We start from the raw sequence: 22,513 nt of genomic DNA, 5'->3' as shown, positions 1-22,513 counted from the left end.
TCCCCCGAGACACCTGAATCCTATCCTCAAGGGAGGAGAACGGAGATCCCTCAGGGACCTTCGACAAGGTCGGCGTAGTCGGGATGACGCTCGATCCAGCCCTTCACGAACCAGCAGCTCGGCACGATCGTCACTCCTTCGGCGCGGGCGGCGTCCAAGGCCACGCGGACGAGTTCACTGCCCACCCCCCTGCCCTCGAACTCCGGGTCGACCACGGTATGGGGATAGACGATGACGGCGCCGCGCCGGACGAGATCCAGCCGTCCCGCGTGCTTGCCGTCCACCTTTGCCTCGAAGGAATCGCCGCCGAGGGAGAGCTTGACGTCAATCTGCATGAGGTCTCCTTGGTCGGGCCGCCGGACGGCGGCGCATCGGTCAGCCGATCCGTTGCGGGATTCATTCCCCTGAGTGTGGGAAGCGACCTGTTCACCGGGCGCTTCACCGAACAGTTCGGCTCCGCCTGAAGGGGGCACACGTGGAGCACACCCACCTCGGTCGCAGCGGCCTTTCCATCGGATGGTCTCGCGCCCGGTCGGTCGGCGGACTCCGCGCGAACGGCGCATCGGGCGCGCGATGCGCAGCCGTTGAGTCAGGGATCGGTCGATCGTCTGCCTGCGGCGCGGATCATAAAGCGACAGGTAGATCGCCCTCCCGCGAGACCACGGGTGAAAACCCGCGGTCTCGCACACGCACCTCCACGGCTTCATGATCATCTATGGGTGATGCGTTGATCCCTTGAGGCCGCCATCGTTCATCGACGGTCGGCAAGATCGGCTCCTGCTGCATCCAGAGCGACGGCATGACCAAGGCGTCAGATGATCCCGTGTTTTCTGGCAAGGATTCTCGCAGACAGGCACGCCACCAGGTCCTGCCGCACGGGGATGATCAGTCGGTCGGTGAAGTGCCGCAGAGTGCGTTGTCGATTAGGCGGGCAGTGGCTTGGGCCTGCTCTTGTGTGCCGGGATAGGTGGTGCGTGAGACGATCACGCTGGAGCGGCCGTCCTGGGTGACGGCGTTGTCGGTGATGAACCCGGGTGTACCGCCGGGGTGCGACCAGGCCGTGATCCCGCAGCTCAGTTGCTGCTTGGCCATGCCCAGGCCGAACTCCCTGCCGGGCACGCCGACGGGGACCGTGGTCGTCATCTTCTTCAGCTGTTGCGGCGGCAGTAGCCGCCCGCCCAGCAGCGCACGCCAGAACCTGCTCAGGTCGCCGGTGGTGGTGACGGCCTCGCCCGCCGCGCCGGCCCAGCCGAGACTGAGCAGGGTGGCGCGGAACGGCCGGGAGGTCTCGGCGTCCTGGGTGTAGCTCTGCGCGTGCGGCTTGGGCAGGAGCGGGGAGTCGCCGGGCAGGGTCGTGTTCCGCAGCCGCAGCGGCGTGATGATCCGGCGATTCACCTCCTTGCGCCAGGAGTTCCCGGTGGCCTGCTCGATGACCAGCCCGGCCAAGAGGTAGTTGATGTTGGAATAGCTCCAGCGGGAGCCGGGGGCGAAGAGCGGGCGCTGGCGGACGCTGAGAGCCACCAACCGCCGCGGGTTCATGCGCAGGAACCGGTAGGTGCGGTAGCCCCGCTCGGTGCGCATCTGTTTCTCGATGTCGCCCACGGAGTCATACAGGCCACTGGTGTGCTGGAGCAGGTGCCTGATGGTGATCGCGCGCCCGTCGTTGCCGTTGCCACGCACCAGATCGGGAAGCCACCGCTCGACGCTGTCGTCAAGGGACAGGCGGCCCTCCGCCTCCAACTGCAAGACCACGGCAGCGACGAAGGTCTTGGTGTTGCTGCCCATCCGGAAGTGCCCGTCGAGCGGGATCGGCACGTTGCGGCCCCGCACCGCCGTACCGCTCGCCGCGGCCAGGTCACCGCCGGGTGAGACCACCCGCGCCTGCACTCCCAGCGTGCCGGCGTCGCGGATCGCATCCAGATCCGCCTGCAAGGCCGCCCCATCGTATCCCGACGACGATGCGTGAGCCGGACTCACCGCCAGCGCACCGATCGACAGCGCACCGACCGACGCGGCCATGGCCGCTGACGCCACGACCGCATGGAAACGACGCCGGCCCACACTCTTCATAATCATTTTTGCCTCCCGGCGGAAATACGGATGTCTGCCGGGGGTTCCCGGCCGGTATCCAGACCATCACTCCGAGAGGCGGCGAACCTCCTGACAGCGGATGATCCAGGGCCGGGGCCCTGGATCCCTCCCCCGGCCCGGGACCAGGACCCTGGTCCTGGTCCTTGCCCCGATCCGGGTCCGGGGTAGGGTCCCGATCCGGGTCCGGGGCCGCGAGCTGCCGCCGGTGCTGCCACTGCGGCTGCTGTGCAACCTGTCCCGGGGGCCGCAAGGCCCGACACAGGGAGAACGGACATGCTCAGGAGCCGACACGTCGGGCCCGGCGATGCCCGGGAGCTGCCGCACAGTGATGAGAGGCGGGTGCGCACCGCTGACCAGCCCACATCCACCGGGTTGGAGCCGGCAAGAATTCAACAGGCATCAGGCTCTGACGGCGCGCCCGGGCAGGGCGGTCGGCAGCAGATGCTCGCCGCGGACCACGAACTGGCCGCCGACAAGGACATGGACGAAGCCGGAGGAAGGCCTGGCCGTCTCGGTGTAGCTAGCACGGTCGCTGACGGTCTCGGGGTCGAAAACGGTCAGGTCGGCGTCGCAGCCCGCCTGAACGCGGCCCTTGCGCCGCATCGCCGGGACGCCTGAGCCCACGACGTCGGCGGGGATGAGCGTGCACCGGCGCACGGCCTCGGGCAGCGACAGGACATCGTTCTCCCGGACGAGCCTGCGCAGCGTGCGGCCGTAGGTGCCTGCCGTACGAGGGTGGGTGACGGCGTCGGGCGCGAGCGGCCAGGAGAGCGGGTCGGGTGCGCCCGAGCGCCATAGGAGGGGTACGGCGTCGGTGGCGACGGCGGCGTCGGTGAAGGTGAGGGCTCGCTGGATGTAGTCGAACTGGGCGGGGTCATCCTCGTCGAGCAGGTGGACGAAAGCGGCAGAGCCGGGTTCGCTCTCGCGGACCCGGCGCAGGGTGTCGGCGTCGGGGATGCGACCCCTGGCGCCGAGCAGGCCGATGGAGTGCGGGGTCAGCCCGCGCCGGTGAAGGAGTTCCGGGGCGAGGAAGGCCGCGCCGATGCCGGTCATGCCCGCGCCGTAGGGGTAGGCCTCGGTGGTGACGCGCGAGCCTTCGGCGCGGACCTTCTCCACCAGGCCGAGCACGCGGTCGACATGGCGGATGGAGGTGCTGTTGACGTGGCAGTAGTGCATGTGCGCGCCGGTCTCGGCGGCGGCGCGGGCGATCTCCTCGGCGCCGTCGACGGGGGTGGTGGGATCCATCTCGACAAGTTCGCGGGCGTGGGTATAGGTGGGCAGCCCGGCGCGGGCGGCGAGGGCGGCCACGGCGAGGTACTCGGAAGGGTCGATGCGGGGCGCGTAGCCGACGAGGATGCCGATGCCGAGTGCGCCGTCGCCGAGGTCGCGCTCCAGCATGCCGACGATGCGATCGACGGTATGCCGCGGGGCGGCGCGCTGCCATTCCTCGCGGCCGATGTTGGCGAGGAAGTCGTTCTTCAGGTCGCCGCCGGTGTCAAGGCCGAGGAGGACGGCCATACGGGCCACGGCCCACGAGGTGGCGAAGCCGTAGTTGAGGGGCCTGCCCTCGATCTCGGCCCTGCGGTAGGCGGCGGCGACCGGGTAGGCGCCGGCCTCGAGTTCCAGGACGGTGGTGACTCCGTCGAGCGCCTGCAGGCGGTGACCGGCGACGTCCATGCTGTGGCTGTGCAGGTCGATGAAGCCCGGGCTGACGACCAGGCCGGTCGCATCGACGGTGGTGACGCCGTCGAGCGGCTGGTCGGAGACGGCCTGGATGACCCCGCCATCGACGCCGACGTCGCGCACGGCGTCCAGACCGGTCTCGGGGTCGATGACCCGGCCGCGGGCGAGGACCAGATCGTATGTCGTCACGCGAGCTCCTTCGTTCCGAGGCTGAACTGTTCAGGGCGCTGGGGCACGATCAACGCGATCAGCGCGCCAAGGATGGTGGTGGCGATGAGCAGGCCGAAAGCGGCGGTGTAGGAGAATTCGTCGACCAGGAAGCCCATGAGGACAGGGGCGAGGACACCGGCGATCTGGCCGCCGACGTTGACGATGCCCATGCCGGATCCGATGACGGCGGGCGGCAGGGCGCGCACGGGCATGCCGAGGATGCCCATCGCGGAAAGGCCCGCCACACCCATGGCGAGGGTCTGGTAGACGGTGAACCCGACGGCGGAGTCGGCCATCAGCATGAGCACCAGGAGCACGGCGGTGACCAGGAGCAAGGGGATGACGTAGAGCCTGGTCCTGTCGTGGAAGAAGCGGTCGAACAGCCAGCCGCCGAGGAATGTGGTCGCGCACGCGACCAGGCCGGGGATGGCGGCCATGACGCCGGTGTTGATGAGGGAGATGCCGCGCTCCTCAAGCAGGTAGCTGGGCACCCAGGTGATCAGGCCGTAGCCGAGCATGTTGGTGGTGCAGAAGAGGGCGGCGAACTTCCAGACCGACCGCGAGCGCATAACGGCGCCGAGGCTGATCCCCTTGTCCTGAACGATGTCGGAGCCGTTGAGGTGGGCGGGCAGCGCCTTGGGCAGCAGCTTCCAGAGCAGAACGCCGATGGCGACGCCGGCGGCGGCGGTGACCCAGAAGGTGTGGCGCCAGCCGAGGACGAGGATGAGCGGCGCGACGATGAGCGGGGCGACGCCGGCGCCGAGCTGGTTGGAGGCGAGCATGGCGCCGGCGGCGGTGGCGCGGGCGGCGGGGGTGGTGCGTTCCGCGATGGCCTTGAAGGAGGCGCCGGGGAAGAGCCCCTGGCCGACGCCGAAGAGGGCGCGGATGACGAGGAGGGACGCCAGCCCCCAGGCGATGCCGGTCAGAGCGGTGAAGACCGACCAGAGCAGCAGAGAGACCATGAGCTGGCGGCGAGCGCCGAACCTGTCGGCGAGGATGCCGCCCGGAACCTGGCACAGCAGATAGACCAGGGAAAAGGCGGTGATCAGCCAGCCTTGCTCGGTCTTGGTGAGCGCGAACTCCTCGCCGATGAACGGCAACGCGACGGCCATCATCACCCGATCGACGTAGTCGATCACCCAGACACCCATGAGCAGGCCGACGGTGACGGTCGCCGTCCTGCGTATCTGCGCGGACGCCAAGGTGGGGGTGTCTTCGGCGAGTCCCATTCACAGACCTCCGGAGCTTTCGAATCGACGTTCCAGCAACCCTCCATCACGTCATCCGAGAGTGCTTCGTGCAGGGACATGAAGTCGGGGCCACCGGCGGTGCGATTGCACCAAAATCTGTCCGCCGGTGTTGAAACGCCTCGATGACGCTCCGTTTGGGTCCATGCGAGGAGCCCCACAGACATCCCGGGAGCTTAGGCGTCAAGTGGCAAGGGATCTGGGGGTTCACCCGAAGGGAGTACACCGTCCGTCATGCGGCGGGTAGCGTCGTAACGGACTGCCGCTGGGCGGGTCTTCGTGCCCCGCCTGGTCCACCGGACCGAAGCGCTCCGCCCAAGGACCCGGACGACCGGGTGCGCGCCGCCGTCACCGCGCTCATGCACCCCTGAGGCACTCCGGTCCAAGCCTCAGTACGCCGTGACCCGGTCGGGCTCCGGGACAGGTACGGTCGCACGGTGCTGCGGGTGGCCGTCCTTGGTGGGCCGTGGGCGGAACGGCCACCAGATGGCCCGGCCGAGGAGTGCGGCAAGGGCGGGGACCAGCACCAGCGAAAGGACGAGCGCGGAGAGCATGATGCCGAGCGTCATCGCGAAGGCGATCTGCCCGTTGCCCGGGGTCGTGGCGAGGGTGGCGAAGGAGGCGGCCAGCACCAGGCCTGCCGTCGCGATGGCCGGTGTCGTGTGCCGTACCGCGCAGGCCACGGCGGCGCGGGCCGGGCCCGGCTGCTGCATCTCCTCCCGGATCCGGTCGGTGATCAGGATGTTGTAGTCGGTGCCCAGTGCCACGACGAACAGGAACAGCACCAGCGGGAGGGTGTAGTTGACGCCTGGGTTGCCGAGAGCGTGCTGGAACAGCAGCGTGGCGGCGCCGAGGGTCGCGGCGAAGCCGAGCCCGACGGAGAGCATCAGGACCACCGGTGCGAGCAGGCTGCGCAGGAGCAGCAGGAGGATCAGCGCGATCAGCGCGGCCGCGACCGGGAACACGATCTTCAGGTCGTGGTCGACGGCGGTCGCGATGTCGGCGAAGATCGCAGCCGTTCCGCCCACGTGTGCTGTCGTCCCGGCGGGTGTGTGCTGGGCGACCGCGGCCCGTACGGGTCCGGAGGCCAGGTCGCGGGCCTGCTGACTCTGCGGGTTCGCGGTGAGGTAGAGGTCGATCCGGGCGGCGCGGTGGTCCTTGTTCAGTACGGTCCGTGCGACCTGGCCCACGCCCTTGACCTGGGCAAGCGTACGGGAGAGGCCGCCCAGGCGGTCGGCGGTGAGGGTGCCGCCGTCCTTGGTGGTGACGAAGACGCTCGTCGGGTCCGACACGCCGGCCGGCAGCGCACGGGAGATCTCGGTCGCGGTGGCCGCCGCGGGGGTCCTGGCAGCGGCGTCGCCCTGGCCGTAGTCCATGCGAATCCCGACCATCCCGGCGGCCAGCGCGCCGAGCAGGGCGACGGAGGCGACCACCATCGCCACCGGTCGTCGCGTGACCAGCGCGCCGAAGCGGGCGGCACGGCCCTCGAGCGGCTCACGTTGCAGGGCGCGGGAGGGCCAGAACATCTTGCGCCCGGCAGCCGCGAGCAGCGCCGGCAGCAGGGTGAGGCTGCCGAGCAGCATCACCAGGACCGCGACGGCGATGGCGGGGCCCAGCGAGCGGAACTGCCCGAAGGTCGCCACGCCCAGTGTGGCGAAGGCGGCCACGATGGTCAGCGCCGCCGAGGTGATCGCGGTGCCCACCCGGCCGGAGACCTGTTCGGCCGCCTCGCGGGCGGACTGCTCGGGCCGGGCCCGCAGTTGCTCGCGGAAGCGGAACAGCAGGAACAGCAGGTAGTCGATGCCGATGCCGAGCAGGACCACGTTGATCAGCTCCGTGATGCCCGCGTCGAGCATGCGCCCGGTGAGCATTGCGCCACCCGCGACGGCTCCCACCGCCACGCCGCCGATCATGGCGACCGCGAGCAGCGGTAGCAGGGCCGCCAGCGCGCTGCGGAACACCAGCACGTTGAGCAGGACGATGAGCCCCAGGGCGAGGGTGCCCCCGACCTTCGCGGCGGTCTTGTGGGAATCGGCGGTGTCGACGCTGTCGGCGAGACCCCCCGTGAAACCGGTGCGCATCCCCGCCTCGGAGAACTGCGTCCGGGCGGCGTCCCGGAAGGTCCGGTAGACGCCCTGGACCCCCTTGTCCGCTCGATTCCCGATCAGCTCGACGGAGAGCAGTCCGAAACTTCGGTCGGGCGCCATCATCGCCGGGGCGATCCGGGGCGTCTGGGAGCGGTCCGGGACCAGGAACCGCGGACGGTCGTCTTCCCTTGGCATGATCACCCGGCGCTGGGCCAGCTTCGCCGCCTCGGCCTCGATCCGCTTCTGGTCGGCGGCGCCGAGGGCCTTGCCGTCGGACCGGGCCACCAGCACCGTCACCGTGGTGGCGTCGGGGTTCACCCCGAACTGCTCCTGGGCGATGTGCAGCGCGGCGGCCGAGTCGTAGCTCCGGGGCAGGAAGTCCCCGGTCTGGTTCTGGGTGACGCGGGCGATCAGCGTCGGGGTCAGGGCGCTCAGTGCGACACCCAGCACCGCCCAGAGGGCGATGACCTTCCACGGGTGTCTGGTCGAGTATCTGGTCAGGGCGCGGATCACGATGTCCTCCGGCGGACGGACTTGAATGCGGACGTCTGCCGGGGGTTTCCGGCCGGTATCCAGGCCATCACTCCGAGAGGCGGCAAACCTCCTGGCAGCGGATGATCCATACCGGGGCCCTGGATCCCTCCCCCGGCCCGTGACCAGGACCCTGGTCCTGGTCCTTGCCCCGATCCGGGTCCGGGTCCGGGTCCGAGGCAGGGGCCCCGAACTGCCGCCGCCGGTGCTGCCACTGCGGCTGCTGTGCAACCCTGTCCCGGGGGCCGCAAGGCCGGACACAGGGGGAACAGACATGCTCAGGAGCCGACACGTCGGGCCCGGCGATGCCCGGGAGCTGCCGCACATCGACCATGCCGAGCCGCCGTGGACCCGTAACGACGCACTCGTGGCCGGCGGGGCCTGCGCGATGAACCTGCTCAGCTACGTGTTCTTCGACGACCCCGACGGCCGGTACGCCGTGAGCGTGGCCGGGTTCCTCCTCGTCGCGCTGGCAGCCCTGCCGCTGCTCGCCCGGCGCCGCCACCCGGTGGCGGCGCTCGCCGCCGTCCTGGTACTCGATTCGACGGCCACCCTGACCGTGCCGCTGCCCAGCCACTTCGGTGCCGTCCTGCTGGTCGCCCTGTACTCGGTCGCCAGGGCCTGTCCCGGCCGGGTGACGGCGTTCGCGGCCGTCGCAACGGTGTCGCTGACGCTGCTAAGCCAGAGCGACGGCCGGATTCCGCCCTGGCAGGACTCCGTTGTCGCACCCCTCTCCACCCTGATCGTCGTCGGCACCGCCATGGCGATCAACCGCTGGCAGCAAGAGGTGGCGGCCAACCGCAGGCTCCTTGCCGACCGTGCGGTGGCCGACGAACGCCGCCGCATCGCACGGGAGTTGCACGACATCGTGGCCCACCACATCACCACCATGCAGCTGATGGCCGGCGGAGCACGGGCCAACATCGCCGAACCGGAGGTGGTCCAAGACGCCCTGGTCACCCTGGAGGCTTCCGGGCGCCTCGCCCTACGCGAGATGCGCCAGCTCCTCGACGTCCTGCGGGCCGGTGACGAGCCGGAGGACGTACCGTCGCAGCCCCAGCCCGGCGCCGACGACCTCGGCGGCCTGGTGGCCGAGTCCCGCCTCGCCGGACTGCCGACCGAGTTCAGCGTCCACGGGCGGCGGCGCCCGCTGCCGCCGACCCTCGGCCTCACGGTGTTCAGGATCGCTCAGGAGGCCCTCACCAACGCCCGCAAGCACGCGGGGCCCGCCCGCGCGTCCGTACAGCTGACCTACCGTCAGGAGCGGGTCACCGTCGAGGTGCGGGACGACGGCGGAGGTGCACCGCCGCAGGAGGGGGCGTCGGCGATGGGTTCGGGCGGTTACGGCCTGGTCGGCATGCGCGAGCGCGTCGCCCTGCACGGCGGCACCCTCACCGTCGGCCCGCAGGCCGACGGGGGGTTCGCCGTGGTGGCCGACCTGCCGCTGACCCCGGACGAGGCGGCCGAGGCGGCCGTCCAGCACGAGGGAGCACGCCGATGACCGGGACCGGGCCGACGCCGCCGCCGCCGCCGAGGATCAGGGTGCTGATCGTGGACGACCAGCCGCTGATCCGGCGTGGCCTGTCGCTGATCCTCTCCCCCGACCCGTCCTTCGAGGTGGTGGGAGAGGCCGAGGACGGAGCGCAGGCCGTCGCCCTCGCCCGGCAACTGCGCCCCGACGTCGTGGTGATGGACATCCGGATGCCCGTACTGGACGGGGTCGGCGCGACCGGGGAACTCGCCGCCACCGTGCCCGGCTGCCGGGTCCTGGCCCTCAGCACCTTCGACATGGACGAGTACGTCGTGGGCGCCCTGCGCGCCGGAGCCTACGGGTTCCTGCCCAAGGACAGCTCCCCGGAGGACCTGAGCGCGGCGATCCGCACCGTCCACGCCGGCGAGGCCGCCGTCGCGCCGCGCCTGCTCACCCGGCTGATCTCCACCTACGTACGGGCGCCCCGCGGTGCGCGGCCGACCCTCGCCGGCCTGGGTGAACTCACGCCCCGCGAGGTCGAGGTGTGGCGGCTGATGGCCACCGGCCTCGACAACGCCGGGATCTCCCGCGCCCTGGACATCAGCCTCTCCACGGTCAAGAACTACATCACCAGCATCTTCGACAAGCTCGACGTCCGCGACCGCGCCCAGGCGGTCATCGCGGCCTACGAATCGGGCCTGGTCACTGCCCGCGCGGCAGCCGGGGACCCGCCCGGCGACGGGCACACCGGATAGCGGGGACCGGTACGCTCACTTCCCGCACAGGGTGGTGTCGAGGAGGGCCCGGACTTCGGCAAGCTGTCGCAGGTCGTCCAGGGCATGGCGGTTTTCAGGCCGCTTCAGCGGGCATCGCGTAGGTCGCGCTGGCCCGTTTTCGGACCTCGTCCACCACCGGTGAGCTGGTGAATGCCGCCGACACCGCGCTCAGCCAGGCCGTCTCCGCGTCGATGCTGGGTATCGAGGCGGTGCGCGCGGCGGGCGGTTGCGGCCAACTGTGCCCGGACTTCTGGGCCACCAGCGCGGCGGCGAGTTCGGCGGCCGTCATGGTTGGCTCGTCCTCGGCGGCGGCGTGCCGGCAGGCCGACTCGCGCACCCAATCCGCCAGTTCGGGTGGCACATGCCGGCGCAGGACCAGCAGTCCGTCCCGGATCTCGATCAGCCTGCGATACAGCGCGAACTCCGCGCCACACCGGGCAGTCGGCGGCAACGCGATCCTGGGTAGCGCGGCCACCAACACCGACCATAGCGGCGTTACCGCGCGGACGTTGCGCCGGGCCGTCAGCCACCGCAGCGGTCGCTCCACCATGCCCTGCCAGGTGGTCACCACCGCGCCCACGACCCACAGCACCATTGCCATCAGCCCGATCATTCGGCCGACCGGCAGGAAGTCGTCACCGGACAGGCCGGTCACCGACAGCCAGAGCGTGGGAAGGCCGGAGTACACGCCCCACACCACGGTCACCGCCGAGGCTGTCACGATCACCTGCAGTCCGGTGCGGAAGCTGCCACGTGGGCACTGCCGGGCATGCCCGGTGAGCACTCGCATGAACGTCATGAGACAGCCGACCGCGTATCCGACCAGCACCACCTGGTATCCGACGGTGCCGAACCGCCAGCCGAAACCGGGGACGTTGAGCTGATCCACATGCAGCACCATGTCGACGAAGCACACCGTCATCAGCACCCAGCACAGCACCAGCGGCCACAACCGGGTGCGCGGTACGGGAGTCTGGGTGGCGCGGGCCAGCCGCATCAGTAAGTGCACGGCCAGCACCTGCAACGCGTTGCTCACCAGCCGGCACACCAGAGCCACCGTAGGCAGCCCATGGGCGAGCAGCGATCGCACGGTCGGTTCGGCCGAGATCGCCAGCGCTACCGCCATACTCAGGAAGAACCCCAGCAGGTATCGCATACCAGGGCTCATCGGGATGCGCCGCGCGGCGGCCAGCTTGCCTGCGCTGATCAGCACCAGCAGCCCGGCCGTGAAATAGCTGATCACCTCAGTCACCGGGACCGAACGCCGAGTGCAGATGTTTCAGTTCGCTGCTCACTGGTTCGGCGGGCACGCCGCGGCGGGCCTTGTGCATGATCAGCGAAGCGACCGTCTCCGCCTCCCGTTCCTGCCGTTCGGCGTAGGTCGTGCGGCCCAGCACCCGCCGTACGAGTTCGACCGGAAGGTTCGGCATGAGCACCGAGGAGACCGTCTCGTCCAGTTCGCTGGAGCCCGTGTGGCCGCACAAGAGATGGCCCAGCTCGTGCATCAGGATGTGCTCCTGGTGCAGGGGGCTGGTGTCGGCGGTGTAGAAGACGTAGTCGGTCCGGTCGGTTGCCGCGAGCACGCCGCACAGCGTGCTGGGGTGTGCCGCCAGCGGGATCAGCTCGATGGGCCGACCTCTTCTGGCGGCAAGTGCGGCGACGAGCGTGGCGACGTCAAAGGGATCCGGTATATCCACAGTGGACACGATCTGTGCGCAGTGTCGCCAGAGCGCGTTTCGCCTGTACCGCAATCTCACTCCTCCGGCTTGCGACCGTGCGCCTCCCTGGCGCCGCCCCGTTGCGCCTCGCGGCGCTCAATGGCATCGATGATGTCAGCGACCGTGCCGAGGCCCTCCTCGGAGAGGTTGACCGCACGCAGTGCCACATCACGCACCGCGCTGTTGCGCAACGCACCGAGTAGCTCCAACTCCCTGGCGATCACCGCGCCCTGTTCGTCGTCGAAGAAGTACGCGGGTGGCACCTGAAAGAAGGCGGCGAGGGCTTCCAGGTGCCGCTTGGTCGGGTTGTCCCTGCGGCCGGTGCGAAGCTGCCAGAGGTAGGTCGCGGAGAAGGTCTCACCGGTGCTCTCCCGGCAGGCCTTAGCCACCTCCTCGTGGCTGTGCTGCTCGCCGTTGGGGCGACGGACCACCTGGAACAGGTGATCGATCCGGTCGCTGAGCGTGCCGGCCACCGGTGCGCGGTCCTGCTCGTCGGTCATCTGCGCCTCCGGAGGGTAGGTGGCGACGACAGCAGAGATGAATGATTACGAGAAGATCATTCATCTCTGTTGACATCCCCATGGTGTGTGGCTAGCTTGTGTCTTGATCATATTAGCTGAGATGAATGAGGGAGGGAGAAGCGGATGAAGAAGATGCTGGGTGCCGCCGTACTGGCCGCCGGCGCGATCGTGATCGCGGCGGGACCGGCGTCGGCGGAAGCCCGTTCGTTCACCGCGACCGCTCAGGGCACGAGCCAGACCAGCGCAGTGAGCAGCGCGGTGAACTTCGCCTACGGCAAGGCGACCACGGCCGGATTCCTGCGCTCGCAGTGCTACGTGAGCAACTCCAGCGCGAGGTCCGGAGACATCCCGGGCAGTTGGTTCGGCACAGCGACGGTGTACTGCCAGCGCTGAACCCTAGTACTGGAACCAAACAACAAAAGGGGTCTTCAGGAATGCGTTCGATCGTTGCTCGCGGCGTCGTCGCCGCGATGGTCACCGGCCTCGCCGTCCTCGCTCCGGCCGCGGCGTTCGCCGCGCCGGCCGCGACGGGACAGGCGAGCGTGCTCGAGGAGCGCGGCTTCAACGGCATGGCACTCGAGAACAGCCCCAAGGAGGCCAAGCGCGAGGCGGAGAAGGACGCCCGCCACCAGGCGCTGATCTCGGGCTTCAGCGACGAGCAGTGCGTGCTGCTGTTCGCTGACTCGTCCCGCCTCGGGCCGGGCTACTACTGGGGCAGTGCCTCCATTCGGTGTACCCGCTGATGCCGGCGGTCACAGTCGCGCCCGTGCCGCGCCGCTGACCGCCGTCAATCGCCCGGAGGTGGCACTCCAGCCCACCTCCGGGCGATCGCCCTGCCTGCTCACGATGAGCTGGCGGCACGGATCACGAACTCCCCAGACCGACGGTGAAGATGAGCACCCCGACGGCCCCGTCCATACCCATGGGCCTCTGCTCCTGTCCGACCGCCGGCTCGTCCCCGCACGCCACCCCGGCCCCGAGCACATCTACCCCCACACCGGCCGCGGCCGACTCGGCTACGACCGCACCCGCGTCCGCCCGGCGGGGGTCAAGGGGTCAATAGGTGTTGCCCTCCCGGTTGCGATCCTGCTGGTTGGCCAGGGCGACAAGCAGACCGTCGGCCATGCCGCCGAACATGGCACGCAGGTCACCGGGGTTGTCGACGATGACGACGCTGTCGAGCAACTCCGCGCGAATCTTGGCGGCGCGGACGTCGCCGGCGCCGTCCGGGTCGAACGCGGTCGCGGCGAGGAAGAGCCCGCCAATGCCCGTGGACGCCGCCGCGTCCGCAGCCGCGGTGCCGCTCACACTGGAGGCGTCGTCGGGGACGGCAGGCAGGGCGGGCTGACCGTTGCGGGCCAGGAGCGTCAGGGGGCGCGCCGGCGTGGTCTCCGAGACGCTTCCCTCCGGCACGTGCGTCTCCCCGGTGACCAGCCGCGCCTGGTCACCGGGGTAACCCCACGGCCGGCCCACGGCCGCGTCCTTCAGGCCGGCGCGGGTGAACAGGCCGCCTTCGGCGTCCAGAACGAGATCACCCGGCTGCCACTGCTCACCCTCGATCGGGTGGTGCGCGTCGTTCATACGGGCACGTTACCCACCAGGACCGACAAATGACGTCGAGAAGACGATCAACTGATCGCAGGCGCGAATCAAACCGGGCCGGGACTCACCTCGATTTCTGGCGCTCAGCGTGGCCGGAGCGCCGATGGCAACCGTAGGCCCCGGGTGGGCGAGCCTGATCGATGCGGCCACGTTCCTGGTGAGTGCGGCCTTTCTCTCTCGGCTTCCTCGCGCGGTCGCCGCGCAACGCCTGGCAGCGAGCACGGGGCTACTGGCCGGCATCGAGGGAGGTCTCGCGGAGGTCACCTCAGCCGTACTCGTGAACGCCCCCTGATCGGCCGCTCGCGGGGATCGGCGGCTCCTGGGATGTCGCTCAGCCTGAGTGGAGGATCTTGGTGAGGAGGTCGACGAGCTGGGTTCGTTCGGCGGCGGAGAGTCGTCCGAAGAATTCGTCTTCCATGGCGTCGGCATCGGTGTCGACGGCGGCGAGTGTGGCGCGTCCAGCGTCGGTGATGGTGGTGATGTAGGCGCGTCGGTCCTGGGGGTTGCGCTCGCGGACGAGGAGACCTGCTTTTTCGAGGGCGTCGACGGTGCTGACCATGGTGGTGCGGTCCAGGCGCAGGCCCTGGCTGAGCTCCTGCTGGGAGCGCGGGCCGGCGGCGGCGAGCATTCCCAGCACCAGGTATTGGGTGAGGCCGAGTCGGTGGCTGGCGGCGGCGGTTTCGCCGAGTCGGGATGCGAGAGTTCCTGCCCGACACAGGCCGACGATCTTGCGGCGGCGCAGCAGATCGGCGAAGTAGTCGGCGGGCAGTGGGGACCCGGTGTTTGCCATGACCGTAGCTTAATGGATTGTTGGGTGGTCAACAGTTGATTGTTCGTCGTCGTGTGGGCGGCGGACCAGGCGTCCGTTGGCCTGGAGCTTGTCCAGGCGATGTTGCTCACGGACGACCCATCGGGCCACGGCGTCCGGGGCCAGGGGGCCGCCATGGCCGACGTGTAGGGCGGTGGGCTTCAGCGCGAGCATCGTGCGGAGACTGGCCAGGTTGCGTTGCGGGTCGTCATGGAAGGGCGGGTTCGCGGGTTTCCCGGGAATCAGGCCCATGAAGGAGCCGGACACCAGGTCTCCGGCGACGAGGTCGCCGGTGGCGGTCAGGACGGACACGGAGCCGGCGGTGTGCCCGGGGGTGGGCATGATGCGCCCGTCGATGCCGTAGTCCGACAGATCCAGCTCGCCGGTGAGGTGCACGTCAGGCTCGACTGTCTCGACGCTTGCGTGCAGGGCCTTGTTCATGGCGAGGGCTCGGCCGAAGGGGCCTGTGGGCAGGTACGGTTCGCGGACCCGGCCAGTGCGGTAGGAGACGAGGTCGGCGACGTGTCCGGCGACGGGTGCTCCGATCATCCGGCGTAGCTCGGCCGCGGAACCGAAGTGGTCGATGTGTCCGTGGGTGAGGACGATCAGAGCGACGTCGGCAGGGTCCACTCCATATCGGACGACCTGGTCATGGATCCGCTGGGCGGCGCCGGGGATTCCTGCGTCCACGATGACCGGGCGTCGCCCGAGCAGAAGGTAGGCATTGACGTTGTGCCGTCCGAGAACGGGTAGGGCGAGGACTTTCGTGCCGGACATCGAGTCTCCGTGAGAAGCATGGTTCTGCCGTGACAGCACCCGTAAATGTTGACCAGCAAACTATCAGTTAATCACGTGACTGCCCAACAATTGGGTGGACACGTTTAAGTCAGTCTTCGCAGCGCACGTCATCTCTGGCGGCAAGTCAGGACGCGTGCTTCCGGATCGGTCGCCCCGGGCACGGGCCCGGTTCTGCGGGGGCGGAGTCTGATGCACTCCAGAAAGATCACTTTCCATACCGGAAAGAAGGAGAGGGCGACAGGGTCCACGATCCCCACCAGCGCCGCCCGCTGACTGCCACCGCTACGATCGCGGCTGCTCCTGCGCGGACGGAGAAGCTGAGCGCCGAGCCGAGGGCAGACGGTCGTTGAGAGGGGCCGCTACCGGCCCTGCGATGACGATTTACGCCGACAAGGGGGCGGCCGCCTGCGCGCGACAGCGCCGTGCGCACTGTCGATCTTTGATCCGGCCCCCTGCCGCGAGAGGGAACCGCCGAAGGCGCACTACCGACCACCTGCGCCCCGGGATCTTCGCCGGGTGGATCAGGCAAGACTTAATGATCTTTCTGACATGAAGTGGCAAATCCACTGACATCAACGGGCATTACACCAGGACAACTTCGCGGCAGTTTGCAGCTGATAGAACGCCGACAGCGCGGACAGCGGTTCAAGCAGTTGATCACGGCTCGTGAACGCCCCCTGGCCTGCCGCCGGATCGGGCCGAGCAGGCAGGGGACACCCCACTTCGACGACCAACACCTCGTTCTTGCTTCCGGAGATCGTCCAACGCATTGGGCGGCGCCGTACGGCGGCAGGGGTCAGAATCCTTCCCCCTGTTCGTCGTAGGAGCAGGAGGTCAGGCCGGCGGCGGTCAGAGTCAGGTGCTTGGCCAGTACTTTGGCGGCGGTGTCGGCGTCACGGGCCAGGGCCGCCTCCTCCAGGCGGCGGTGTTCGGTGATGCCGTCGCGGTCGGGTGTGCGGTGGGCCGACCAGCGTCGGGCCAGTTCGCTGGCCGTCCACAGTCTGTCGAAGGTGTCCAGTAGCACTGGGTTGCCGCATCCCTCCAGCAGGGTGCGGTGGAAGACGCGGTGGGATTCGGACCACGCGCCGCTGTAGTACGCGCCTTCTTCCGGCGCGTACACCGGGGTGCGGACCAGCCGGTGGTGGGCCGCGCGCACCCGTGCTTCCCAGTCGACGTCGCCGCGCTCGATCGCCAGGCGCAGCATGACCGGTTCGATCGTGCGGCGCGCCTCGGCGATCTCCTGCCAGCGTCGATCGGAGAAGTCCGGGACCGCGAAGCCGCAGTTGGGCAGCCGCACCGCGATGCCCTCGCCGACCAGCCGTACCAGGGCTTCGCGGACGACCGCCAGGCTGAGCGGCCCCACCGGCCGGGCACGGCCTGCACCGCTACTTCATCGTGGTGCACGCCCTCGACGTCGAGACCCTCGGCGTCCCGGCCCAGGCCACCCCTGCCTACCTCGGCTTCACCATCGCCGGCCGCATCCTCGGCCGTGCGGTCCTGACCGCCACCGCCGAGATCCCCGCCTGACCACCGAAGCCGGCAACGGCGGCAGGAGGCGATGTGGTTACTCCTACAGCCGTTGCCGGCTCCCCCTCGGGATGCCCGCCTTGGCGTAAGGGGGAACAGGAAGCACTGCCGCGCCGGCTGTTGAGAATGGCGATCACGTCACCCACCCGGTACGGGATTGAGACTGGTAAGAGTCGTTGGCGGTAAGCCGCTCCGTCGCAGATCACGGAATGCCGCGCAGGGCACCGGTGCAGGGTTTCCTGCGGCCGTACCCTCACATCAGCCGCCCCTGACCGCCTGTCCCTTTCACATTCGACCAGCTCACCGCCACTCGGATCAAAGCCCGTGAAAGCGATCGAGGAACCGTCACCCGGCAGAGGGCCCCGATCAGTCACGATCGTGATGGCATACGGCCTCCAGCATGATCCCGAAGGGGTCGAGCCAGAAGGTCGCGTAGTAGGGCGGCGGATACTCGGGGAAGTACCGCGGCTCGTGAAGCACCTCGGCGCCGAGCTCGACCACACGGGCGTGCACCGCGTCCACGGCCGATCGGGTCTTCACCATGAAGGCGATGTGCTGAAGCCCGGCCCGGTGCCGTGAGTGGGCGCCGTCCTCCGCGGCCTGATAGACGAAGAGGAACGTGCCACGCCCGCCGTTCACCGGACAGTAGGAGAACTCGCCCGCGGTGCTGAAGAACTCCTCGAAGTCCACCAGTGGCATGACCTCGTCGTAGTACGCCTTCGCCGCCGAAAGATCCGGCACATTGATCCCGATGTGGCCGATCACCCTGGGATCGTCTCACAACCCGCTCACGGCTGCCACGGGCGGGACACAACGGATGCCGGGTGGTCAGGAGGCGATCGAGACGCCGAGGCCACCGCGGGTCTGCGCGCCGTAGCGCTCCTTCTCCCCGGCGATGTCGAGGGGCTTGATGCTGCTCCGTCCCCGCAACCCTTCTTCAGTGATCAGGTCGTCCGGGCGCATGGTGAAGATCTTGACGGCTGTTGAGACGCTGCGGTTCAGGGGGCCGGGTTCAGCGGCCGAAGCCCTCCGGGCAGCTCGGGAAGAGGGCATCGGCCCAGTTGCGCGGGTGGGCGGTGTGTCAGGTGGTGATGGTGGCGACGGGTTCGAGGCCGTAGGTTCGGGCGTAGCCGTTCTCGGTGCCGACGAGGAGGTCGATGACCTCGAAGTAGCGGTCCCAGAACGGGGTTTCGCGCAGTGCGTCGATGAGGAGCTGGTAGGCGTGGTGGTCTTCGGCTTCCCACACCCAGACGTCGGTGACGCGCGCGGAGTAGAACTCCGTGTCGTAGAAGCGTGACCGGACGCCGGTGGTCTTGGCCTCGATGGCCGGCAGGACCTGGGTGGTGAAGGCGTCCACGCGTTCCTGGACGGTCAGAGCGAGCCACTCGGGTGTGGTCTTGACCAGTATGAACGCCGTGACCGGCGGTTCGGTCTTTTCAGTGGACATCAGGGTGCCTCCAGAGTGGCAGGTGGTCTTGGTTCGCCGGGCTGTATGTGTTCCGGCGCTGGGTGCTGGACTTCAGGAGAGGACGGCGGGTTTGAGGGTCTGGGCGCACCACTGCTCGAAGCTGGTGGGGAAGGTGGTGTCCGGAGTGCGGGCGATGCCGGCGTCGAGACCCTCGTCCTTGGCCCGCTTCATGTCGACGATGCCCTGGACGAACGCCTCGTTGAGGCCGTAGCCGACGAGGGTGGTGTACAGCTCGTCGAGCGGCTGGCGTTCGTAGCGGACGGGGCGGCCGAGCTGTTCGGTCATGATGCGGGCCAGGTCGTTGGGGGACAGATCCTGCGGCCCGAGGACCGGGACGCTGTCGGTGCCGGTCCACGAGCGGTCCAGCAGCAGGCCGGCGGCGGCGGCCGCGATGTCGGCGACAGCGACGAAGGGTGCCTTGCGGTCGGCGTCGACGGAGTCGGTGAAGAGGCCCTTCTCGCGGATCGAGTCGGACTCCTCCAGGAGGTTCTCGAAGAAGGACGGGCTGGCCAGGGCCCGGTAAGCGACGCCGGTGTCGGCGATGAGGTCGTCCATGGCGAGGGAGGCGGTGACGAGGCCGGCCCGGTCGGCGAGCGGGGTGCCGCGGCCGAGCGCGGAGACGCCGACGACATGGCCGACGCCGTGGGCGGCGAGCGCCTTGACGGCGGGGCGGGTGAAACCGCTGTAGGCGTCCTGCGGGGTCAGGGAGGCGTCCGGGGGAACGAGCCAGAAGACGGCGTCCGCACCCTCGAAGGCCCGGTCGAGGACCTCGGCTTCTGCGTGCGAGCCGGTGACCACCTCGACGCGTCCGCGCGCCGCGTCCGGAAGCCGGGCGGGATCGCGCACGATCACGCGCAGTTCCTCGCGCGCGGCGGGGGCGGACTCCAGGAGCCGGGAGAGTAGGTGACGGCCGATGTTCCCGGTGGGAGCAGTAATGACGATCATGAAAACCTCGTAGGTCGCGCTGGTTCGGTACGCCCCTCATCCTGCTGAGGATCTCCGTGCTGCCACAATGGGAACTTCAGCACAGAATCATTGACTGAAATGGAATAATGCTGGTGAGCAGCCCGGATCCGGTCATCGACGCCAATCTCGCCATCGCGCTGGATGCTCTGCTGGCCGAGCACAGCGTGACCCGCGCCGCCGCACGTCTGCACACCTCGCCCGCCGCCATGAGCCGCACCCTCGCCCGTCTGCGCCGCATCCTCCAGGACCCCCTCCTGGTCCGGGCCGGACAGACCATGGTTCCCACCCCCCGCGCCCAGGCCCTGCGAGAGGAAGCCGCCACAGTGGTACGCAGCCTCGGAGCGCTGCTCAGCCCTGGCGCGAGTGTCGACCCCGCCAGCCTCCGCGGCACCTTCACCCTCCAAGCCGCCGACCTGGTCGGCGCGGCGCTGGCCCCCGGACTGCTGCAACTGGCCCAGCGGGAGGCGCCGGGGGTCTCGTTCCGGATCCGGGCCGAAGAACTGGAGGCCGGGCCCGCCCTGCGCGACGGCCGGATCGACCTGGAGATCGGATCCATCGACCATGTGGACCCCGAAACCCAGATCGAAGAGCTGGTCAGCCTCCGAATGGTGGCGGCCGTCCGGTCCGGCCATCCGCTCACCGAAGGGCCGCTGACCCCAGTCCGGCTTGCTGCCGCCCAACACGTCGCGGTCAGCCGCCGCGGCCGGTTCACCGGCCCCCTCGACACCGCCCTGGCCGAGCAGAACCTCCGCCGGCGGGTCAGCGTCGTCCTCCCCAGCCACCTGGCCGCGATGACCCTCGCCGCCCGCAGCGACATCGTCTGCCTCGTACCCGCCGCACCCCCCGGCGCTGCCCCCTCGCCCCTCACCCACGACGCCAGCGCCCTCGGACTGCACCTCCTCGACATCCCCCTGGCATTGCCACCACTGACCATCGGCATGGCCTGGCACCCCCGACACACAGCCGACGGAGCCCACCACTGGCTCCGCAACGCCGTCCGCCGGACTCTCTGCACACCGACAGCAGCTTCTGAGATCACCGTGGCGGACGCGATCGACCCCGAGTAGTACGACACCGCCCCGGCCTATGCGGACGCATGCCCGTTGACAGCGATGTCGCAGTTCGGAAAGCAAGCCGAGTCATGCTCCGGCTCCTACCGGCCCGCTGGCAGAAGTGCTCCAATCCGCCAGTTCAAGCGAGCAGTCACACGGGTTCTGCCCCCGTCCTGGGACAGAACCCGGTAGGAGCCGGTGGGTGTGACGCGTGGGCGACTCACTGACGAGCAGGGGAATTCGATTGAGCCCGTTGTGGCCGATCTCGATGCCGGGCGGCATCCCCTTGGCCGGCTTCGTCCCCGACGGGATCGTCGACCGGTTGTGCCTGCTCGGCTCGACGTCCGCGCATGTGGACCGGCCACGCCGAGCTCAGCGAGTTCGGCGTGGCCGGGTTCGCACTCTGGCTGGTGCCGGCGTACGGGCCCGCGGTGCTCGGCCCCTTCAGCTCGCGGCCTGCCCGCCGCAGAACACCTCCTTGATGAGCCTCTGCGTCAACTTCTGGTACTCCGTTGCCAGGTCGATTGCGGCGTCCCCGGTGGTTATCGAGGCGGTCAGGGTCTTACTGCCGTCGGGCGAGCTGTACATCAGCGCCCCGTAGCCCGCCGGAGGGCTGCCGTTGTGCTGGAAGACGATGCCGCCGCAGTTCGGGCCCACATCCTGCACCCACAACCCGAAGCCGTAGCCGAGCTTCCCCTGCGGCTTGCGCATCTCGGCCATCAACGGGGCCGGCAGGAGCTTGCCGCCCATCAGCGCGGAGAAGAACGTCTGGAGATCCTGGGTGGTCGAGATCAGGTCACCGGCGCCGGCCAGCAGGGACAGATTCTGGCGGCTGACGTCGACCACCTTCCACTGGCCGGCGTCCTGGTAGCGGAAGTAGCCGTGCGCGTGCGGCCCGGGGAGCCGCGTCCGGTTGCCCGCCGCCATGGTGCCCCGCATCTTGAGCGGCCCCAGGATCCGCCGCTGCAACTCCTCGGCGTAGGAGTGGCCGGTGACCTTCTCGATCAGCAGCAAGGCCAGCGTGTAGTTGGTATTGGCGTAGCTCTGGTCCGTCCCCGGCTCGAACCGCGCCGGCTTGGACAACGCCAGCCGTACCAGCTCTTCGGGCCGGTAGCTGTGGAACCGGTTGTCCAGCCACTCCTTGCCCGTGCCGGGGATCCCCGGCACGATCGTCCCGTCGTCGTAGTACTCGCCGGTGTAGTTGAACAACCCGCTGGTGTGCTGCAGCAGCATCCGCACGGTGATCCGCCGGTCCAGCCCGAGCTTGGGCAGGTAGCCGGCCACCGGGGCGTCCAGCCCGATCTTGCCCTCGGCCACCAGCTGCAACACCAGGGTCGCGGTGAAGGGCTTGATGACGCTGCCCGTCCAGAACGACCCGTTCGTCGGCGGCTTGGCGCTCTGGCCGAGCTTGCGCACCCCGGCGCTGCCGACCCACTCGCCCCGCTCATCGTGCACGCGCAGCTGCACCCCGGCGAGACCGGAATCGACGAACTCCTGGATGGCCTTCTGCAGTTCCGGGCGGTCCTGCCCGGCAGCGGCCTTCGGCACGGCCACGCCGCTGTCCGCGGTGGCCGCCCCGGGTGTGGCCATGGCCGCCCCGGCCAGCAGCGCCGCCGCCAGCGCCGTGGCCCCTACTCGCCGGAAGACCCGCGGCATCCGGACCCTGTTGATGCCGTCGAGCACGATCTTGTCTTTGAATGCCCTTCGCAGCCCCGAGGCCGCAATGGCTGAACCGTTCATGGCATTCACCGTCGCCGACCGCCCTGACATCGGGCCGTTGCCGTGCTGACGCGGCCGCTGACACGACACCACAGCAGACCTGATCGCCGCAAAGGGCCCCGTCGGCCTGGCACGCCGCCCGACGCCGCCTTCATCACCGCCACCCGCGCCGCCTACGACACCGTCGCCGCCCGCCATGCCGAGTCCATCCCCGAGCGTTTCCATTCCAGCCCGCTCG

General features: G+C 69.3%; 24 protein-coding genes and 1 pseudogene. 7 read left to right on the top strand and 18 right to left on the bottom strand.

What is annotated here, in order from left to right:
* Positions 1-50 precede the first annotated feature (50 nt).
* From ACQPYK_RS21825 to ACQPYK_RS21800, 6 genes and pseudogenes are all read right to left on the bottom strand, one after another.
* The gene (locus tag ACQPYK_RS21825) at positions 51-335 is read right to left on the bottom strand and encodes a GNAT family N-acetyltransferase (RefSeq protein WP_433258876.1); all 285 of its coding nucleotides are present in this window, start codon (positions 333-335) and stop codon (positions 51-53) included.
* Positions 336-512: 177 nt separating this feature from the next.
* Positions 513-647 (bottom strand): annotated as a pseudogene (locus ACQPYK_RS21820) (IS30 family transposase); the annotation flags it as partial.
* Positions 648-885: 238 nt separating this feature from the next.
* Entirely contained in the window at positions 886-2,034 is a 1,149-nt protein-coding gene (locus ACQPYK_RS21815; RefSeq protein ID WP_433257900.1) for a serine hydrolase domain-containing protein, read from the bottom strand.
* Positions 2,035-2,490: 456 nt separating this feature from the next.
* Positions 2,491-3,963, bottom strand: a complete 1,473-nt coding sequence (locus ACQPYK_RS21810; RefSeq protein ID WP_433257898.1) for an amidohydrolase family protein — start codon at positions 3,961-3,963, stop codon at positions 2,491-2,493.
* Positions 3,960-5,213 (bottom strand): MFS transporter, encoded by a 1,254-nt coding sequence (locus tag ACQPYK_RS21805; RefSeq protein ID WP_433257896.1) that lies wholly within the window; start codon positions 5,211-5,213, stop codon positions 3,960-3,962. Before ACQPYK_RS21805 ends, ACQPYK_RS21810 begins: the two co-directional genes overlap by 4 nt.
* 407 nt (positions 5,214-5,620) lie before the next feature.
* On the bottom strand, positions 5,621-7,831 hold the full coding sequence (locus ACQPYK_RS21800; protein WP_433257894.1) for an MMPL family transporter: 2,211 nt from the start codon (positions 7,829-7,831) through the stop codon (positions 5,621-5,623).
* Positions 7,832-8,123: 292 nt separating this feature from the next.
* Between ACQPYK_RS21800 and ACQPYK_RS21795 the strand changes: the two genes are divergently transcribed.
* Positions 8,124-9,350 (top strand): sensor histidine kinase, encoded by a 1,227-nt coding sequence (locus tag ACQPYK_RS21795; protein ID WP_433257891.1) that lies wholly within the window; start codon positions 8,124-8,126, stop codon positions 9,348-9,350.
* On the top strand, positions 9,347-10,075 hold the full coding sequence (locus tag ACQPYK_RS21790) for a response regulator (RefSeq protein WP_433257889.1): 729 nt from the start codon (positions 9,347-9,349) through the stop codon (positions 10,073-10,075). The genes ACQPYK_RS21795 and ACQPYK_RS21790 overlap by 4 nt, the downstream gene beginning before the upstream one ends.
* Before the next feature lie 94 nt (positions 10,076-10,169).
* Here the strand turns inward: ACQPYK_RS21790 and ACQPYK_RS21785 are convergent, their stop codons facing one another.
* Genes ACQPYK_RS21785 through ACQPYK_RS21775 form a run of 3 tightly spaced genes read right to left on the bottom strand, consistent with a single transcriptional unit; the run spans position 10,170 to position 12,314 of the window.
* The gene (locus ACQPYK_RS21785) at positions 10,170-11,339 is read right to left on the bottom strand and encodes an MAB_1171c family putative transporter (RefSeq protein ID WP_433257887.1); all 1,170 of its coding nucleotides are present in this window, start codon (positions 11,337-11,339) and stop codon (positions 10,170-10,172) included.
* Between the two features lies 1 nt (position 11,340).
* Entirely contained in the window at positions 11,341-11,793 is a 453-nt protein-coding gene (locus ACQPYK_RS21780; protein ID WP_433257885.1) for an ImmA/IrrE family metallo-endopeptidase, read from the bottom strand.
* Positions 11,794-11,849: 56 nt separating this feature from the next.
* The gene (locus ACQPYK_RS21775) at positions 11,850-12,314 is read right to left on the bottom strand and encodes an XRE family transcriptional regulator (protein WP_433257884.1); all 465 of its coding nucleotides are present in this window, start codon (positions 12,312-12,314) and stop codon (positions 11,850-11,852) included.
* Between the two features lie 144 nt (positions 12,315-12,458).
* Between ACQPYK_RS21775 and ACQPYK_RS21770 the strand changes: the two genes are divergently transcribed.
* Both ACQPYK_RS21770 and ACQPYK_RS21765 read left to right on the top strand, forming a co-directional pair.
* Entirely contained in the window at positions 12,459-12,728 is a 270-nt protein-coding gene (locus tag ACQPYK_RS21770; RefSeq protein ID WP_433257882.1) for a hypothetical protein, read from the top strand.
* Positions 12,729-12,769: 41 nt separating this feature from the next.
* Positions 12,770-13,078, top strand: coding sequence for a hypothetical protein (locus ACQPYK_RS21765; RefSeq protein WP_433257880.1), 309 nt, complete (start codon positions 12,770-12,772; stop codon positions 13,076-13,078).
* A gap of 313 nt (positions 13,079-13,391) precedes the next feature.
* On the opposite strand, the gene ACQPYK_RS21760 is transcribed toward ACQPYK_RS21765, so the two are convergent.
* Complete coding sequence (locus tag ACQPYK_RS21760; RefSeq protein WP_433257878.1) at positions 13,392-13,916, bottom strand: hypothetical protein; 525 nt, start codon at positions 13,914-13,916, stop codon at positions 13,392-13,394.
* A 124-nt stretch (positions 13,917-14,040) separates the two neighbouring features.
* Between ACQPYK_RS21760 and ACQPYK_RS21755 the strand changes: the two genes are divergently transcribed.
* Positions 14,041-14,229 carry a hypothetical protein gene (locus ACQPYK_RS21755; RefSeq protein ID WP_433257876.1) on the top strand — a complete coding sequence of 63 codons (189 nt, stop codon included), beginning with the start codon at positions 14,041-14,043 and terminating at the stop codon, positions 14,227-14,229.
* A 39-nt stretch (positions 14,230-14,268) separates the two neighbouring features.
* Here the strand turns inward: ACQPYK_RS21755 and ACQPYK_RS21750 are convergent, their stop codons facing one another.
* The 3 genes from ACQPYK_RS21750 to ACQPYK_RS21740 all read right to left on the bottom strand — a co-directional run bounded on the left by ACQPYK_RS21750 (position 14,269) and on the right by ACQPYK_RS21740 (position 16,906).
* Positions 14,269-14,727 carry a MarR family winged helix-turn-helix transcriptional regulator gene (locus tag ACQPYK_RS21750; protein ID WP_433257874.1) on the bottom strand — a complete coding sequence of 153 codons (459 nt, stop codon included), beginning with the start codon at positions 14,725-14,727 and terminating at the stop codon, positions 14,269-14,271.
* 9 nt (positions 14,728-14,736) lie between these two features.
* The gene (locus ACQPYK_RS21745) at positions 14,737-15,522 is read right to left on the bottom strand and encodes an MBL fold metallo-hydrolase (protein WP_433257872.1); all 786 of its coding nucleotides are present in this window, start codon (positions 15,520-15,522) and stop codon (positions 14,737-14,739) included.
* A gap of 817 nt (positions 15,523-16,339) precedes the next feature.
* Positions 16,340-16,906 (bottom strand): GntR family transcriptional regulator, encoded by a 567-nt coding sequence (locus tag ACQPYK_RS21740; RefSeq protein ID WP_433257870.1) that lies wholly within the window; start codon positions 16,904-16,906, stop codon positions 16,340-16,342.
* A gap of 35 nt (positions 16,907-16,941) precedes the next feature.
* On the opposite strand from ACQPYK_RS21740, the gene ACQPYK_RS21735 reads away from it, so the two are divergent.
* Complete coding sequence (locus ACQPYK_RS21735) at positions 16,942-17,070, top strand: hypothetical protein (RefSeq protein WP_433257868.1); 129 nt, start codon at positions 16,942-16,944, stop codon at positions 17,068-17,070.
* 366 nt (positions 17,071-17,436) lie between these two features.
* Here the strand turns inward: ACQPYK_RS21735 and ACQPYK_RS21730 are convergent, their stop codons facing one another.
* From ACQPYK_RS21730 to ACQPYK_RS21715, 4 genes are all read right to left on the bottom strand, one after another.
* The gene (locus tag ACQPYK_RS21730; protein ID WP_433257867.1) at positions 17,437-17,835 is read right to left on the bottom strand and encodes a VOC family protein; all 399 of its coding nucleotides are present in this window, start codon (positions 17,833-17,835) and stop codon (positions 17,437-17,439) included.
* A gap of 63 nt (positions 17,836-17,898) precedes the next feature.
* Positions 17,899-18,033: a hypothetical protein gene (locus ACQPYK_RS21725; protein WP_433257865.1), complete on the bottom strand. Its 135-nt coding sequence runs from the start codon at positions 18,031-18,033 to the stop codon at positions 17,899-17,901.
* Positions 18,034-18,151: 118 nt separating this feature from the next.
* Positions 18,152-18,517, bottom strand: coding sequence for a darcynin family protein (locus ACQPYK_RS21720; RefSeq protein WP_433257864.1), 366 nt, complete (start codon positions 18,515-18,517; stop codon positions 18,152-18,154).
* 72 nt (positions 18,518-18,589) lie between these two features.
* Positions 18,590-19,483 (bottom strand): NAD(P)H-binding protein, encoded by an 894-nt coding sequence (locus ACQPYK_RS21715; RefSeq protein ID WP_433257862.1) that lies wholly within the window; start codon positions 19,481-19,483, stop codon positions 18,590-18,592.
* A 113-nt stretch (positions 19,484-19,596) separates the two neighbouring features.
* On the opposite strand from ACQPYK_RS21715, the gene ACQPYK_RS21710 reads away from it, so the two are divergent.
* Positions 19,597-20,571, top strand: coding sequence for a LysR family transcriptional regulator (locus tag ACQPYK_RS21710; protein WP_433257860.1), 975 nt, complete (start codon positions 19,597-19,599; stop codon positions 20,569-20,571).
* 429 nt (positions 20,572-21,000) lie between these two features.
* Here the strand turns inward: ACQPYK_RS21710 and ACQPYK_RS21705 are convergent, their stop codons facing one another.
* Positions 21,001-22,296 carry a serine hydrolase domain-containing protein gene (locus ACQPYK_RS21705; protein WP_433257858.1) on the bottom strand — a complete coding sequence of 432 codons (1,296 nt, stop codon included), beginning with the start codon at positions 22,294-22,296 and terminating at the stop codon, positions 21,001-21,003.
* Between the last annotated feature and the right edge of the window lie 217 nt (positions 22,297-22,513).

Origin of the sequence: Streptosporangium sp. CA-135522 (assembly GCF_050949235.1) — a bacterium.
GTDB lineage: Bacteria > Actinomycetota > Actinomycetes > Streptosporangiales > Streptosporangiaceae > Streptosporangium.
Note: the sequence above shows the minus strand (reverse complement) of the source record. Positions and strands in the feature narration are given on the sequence as shown.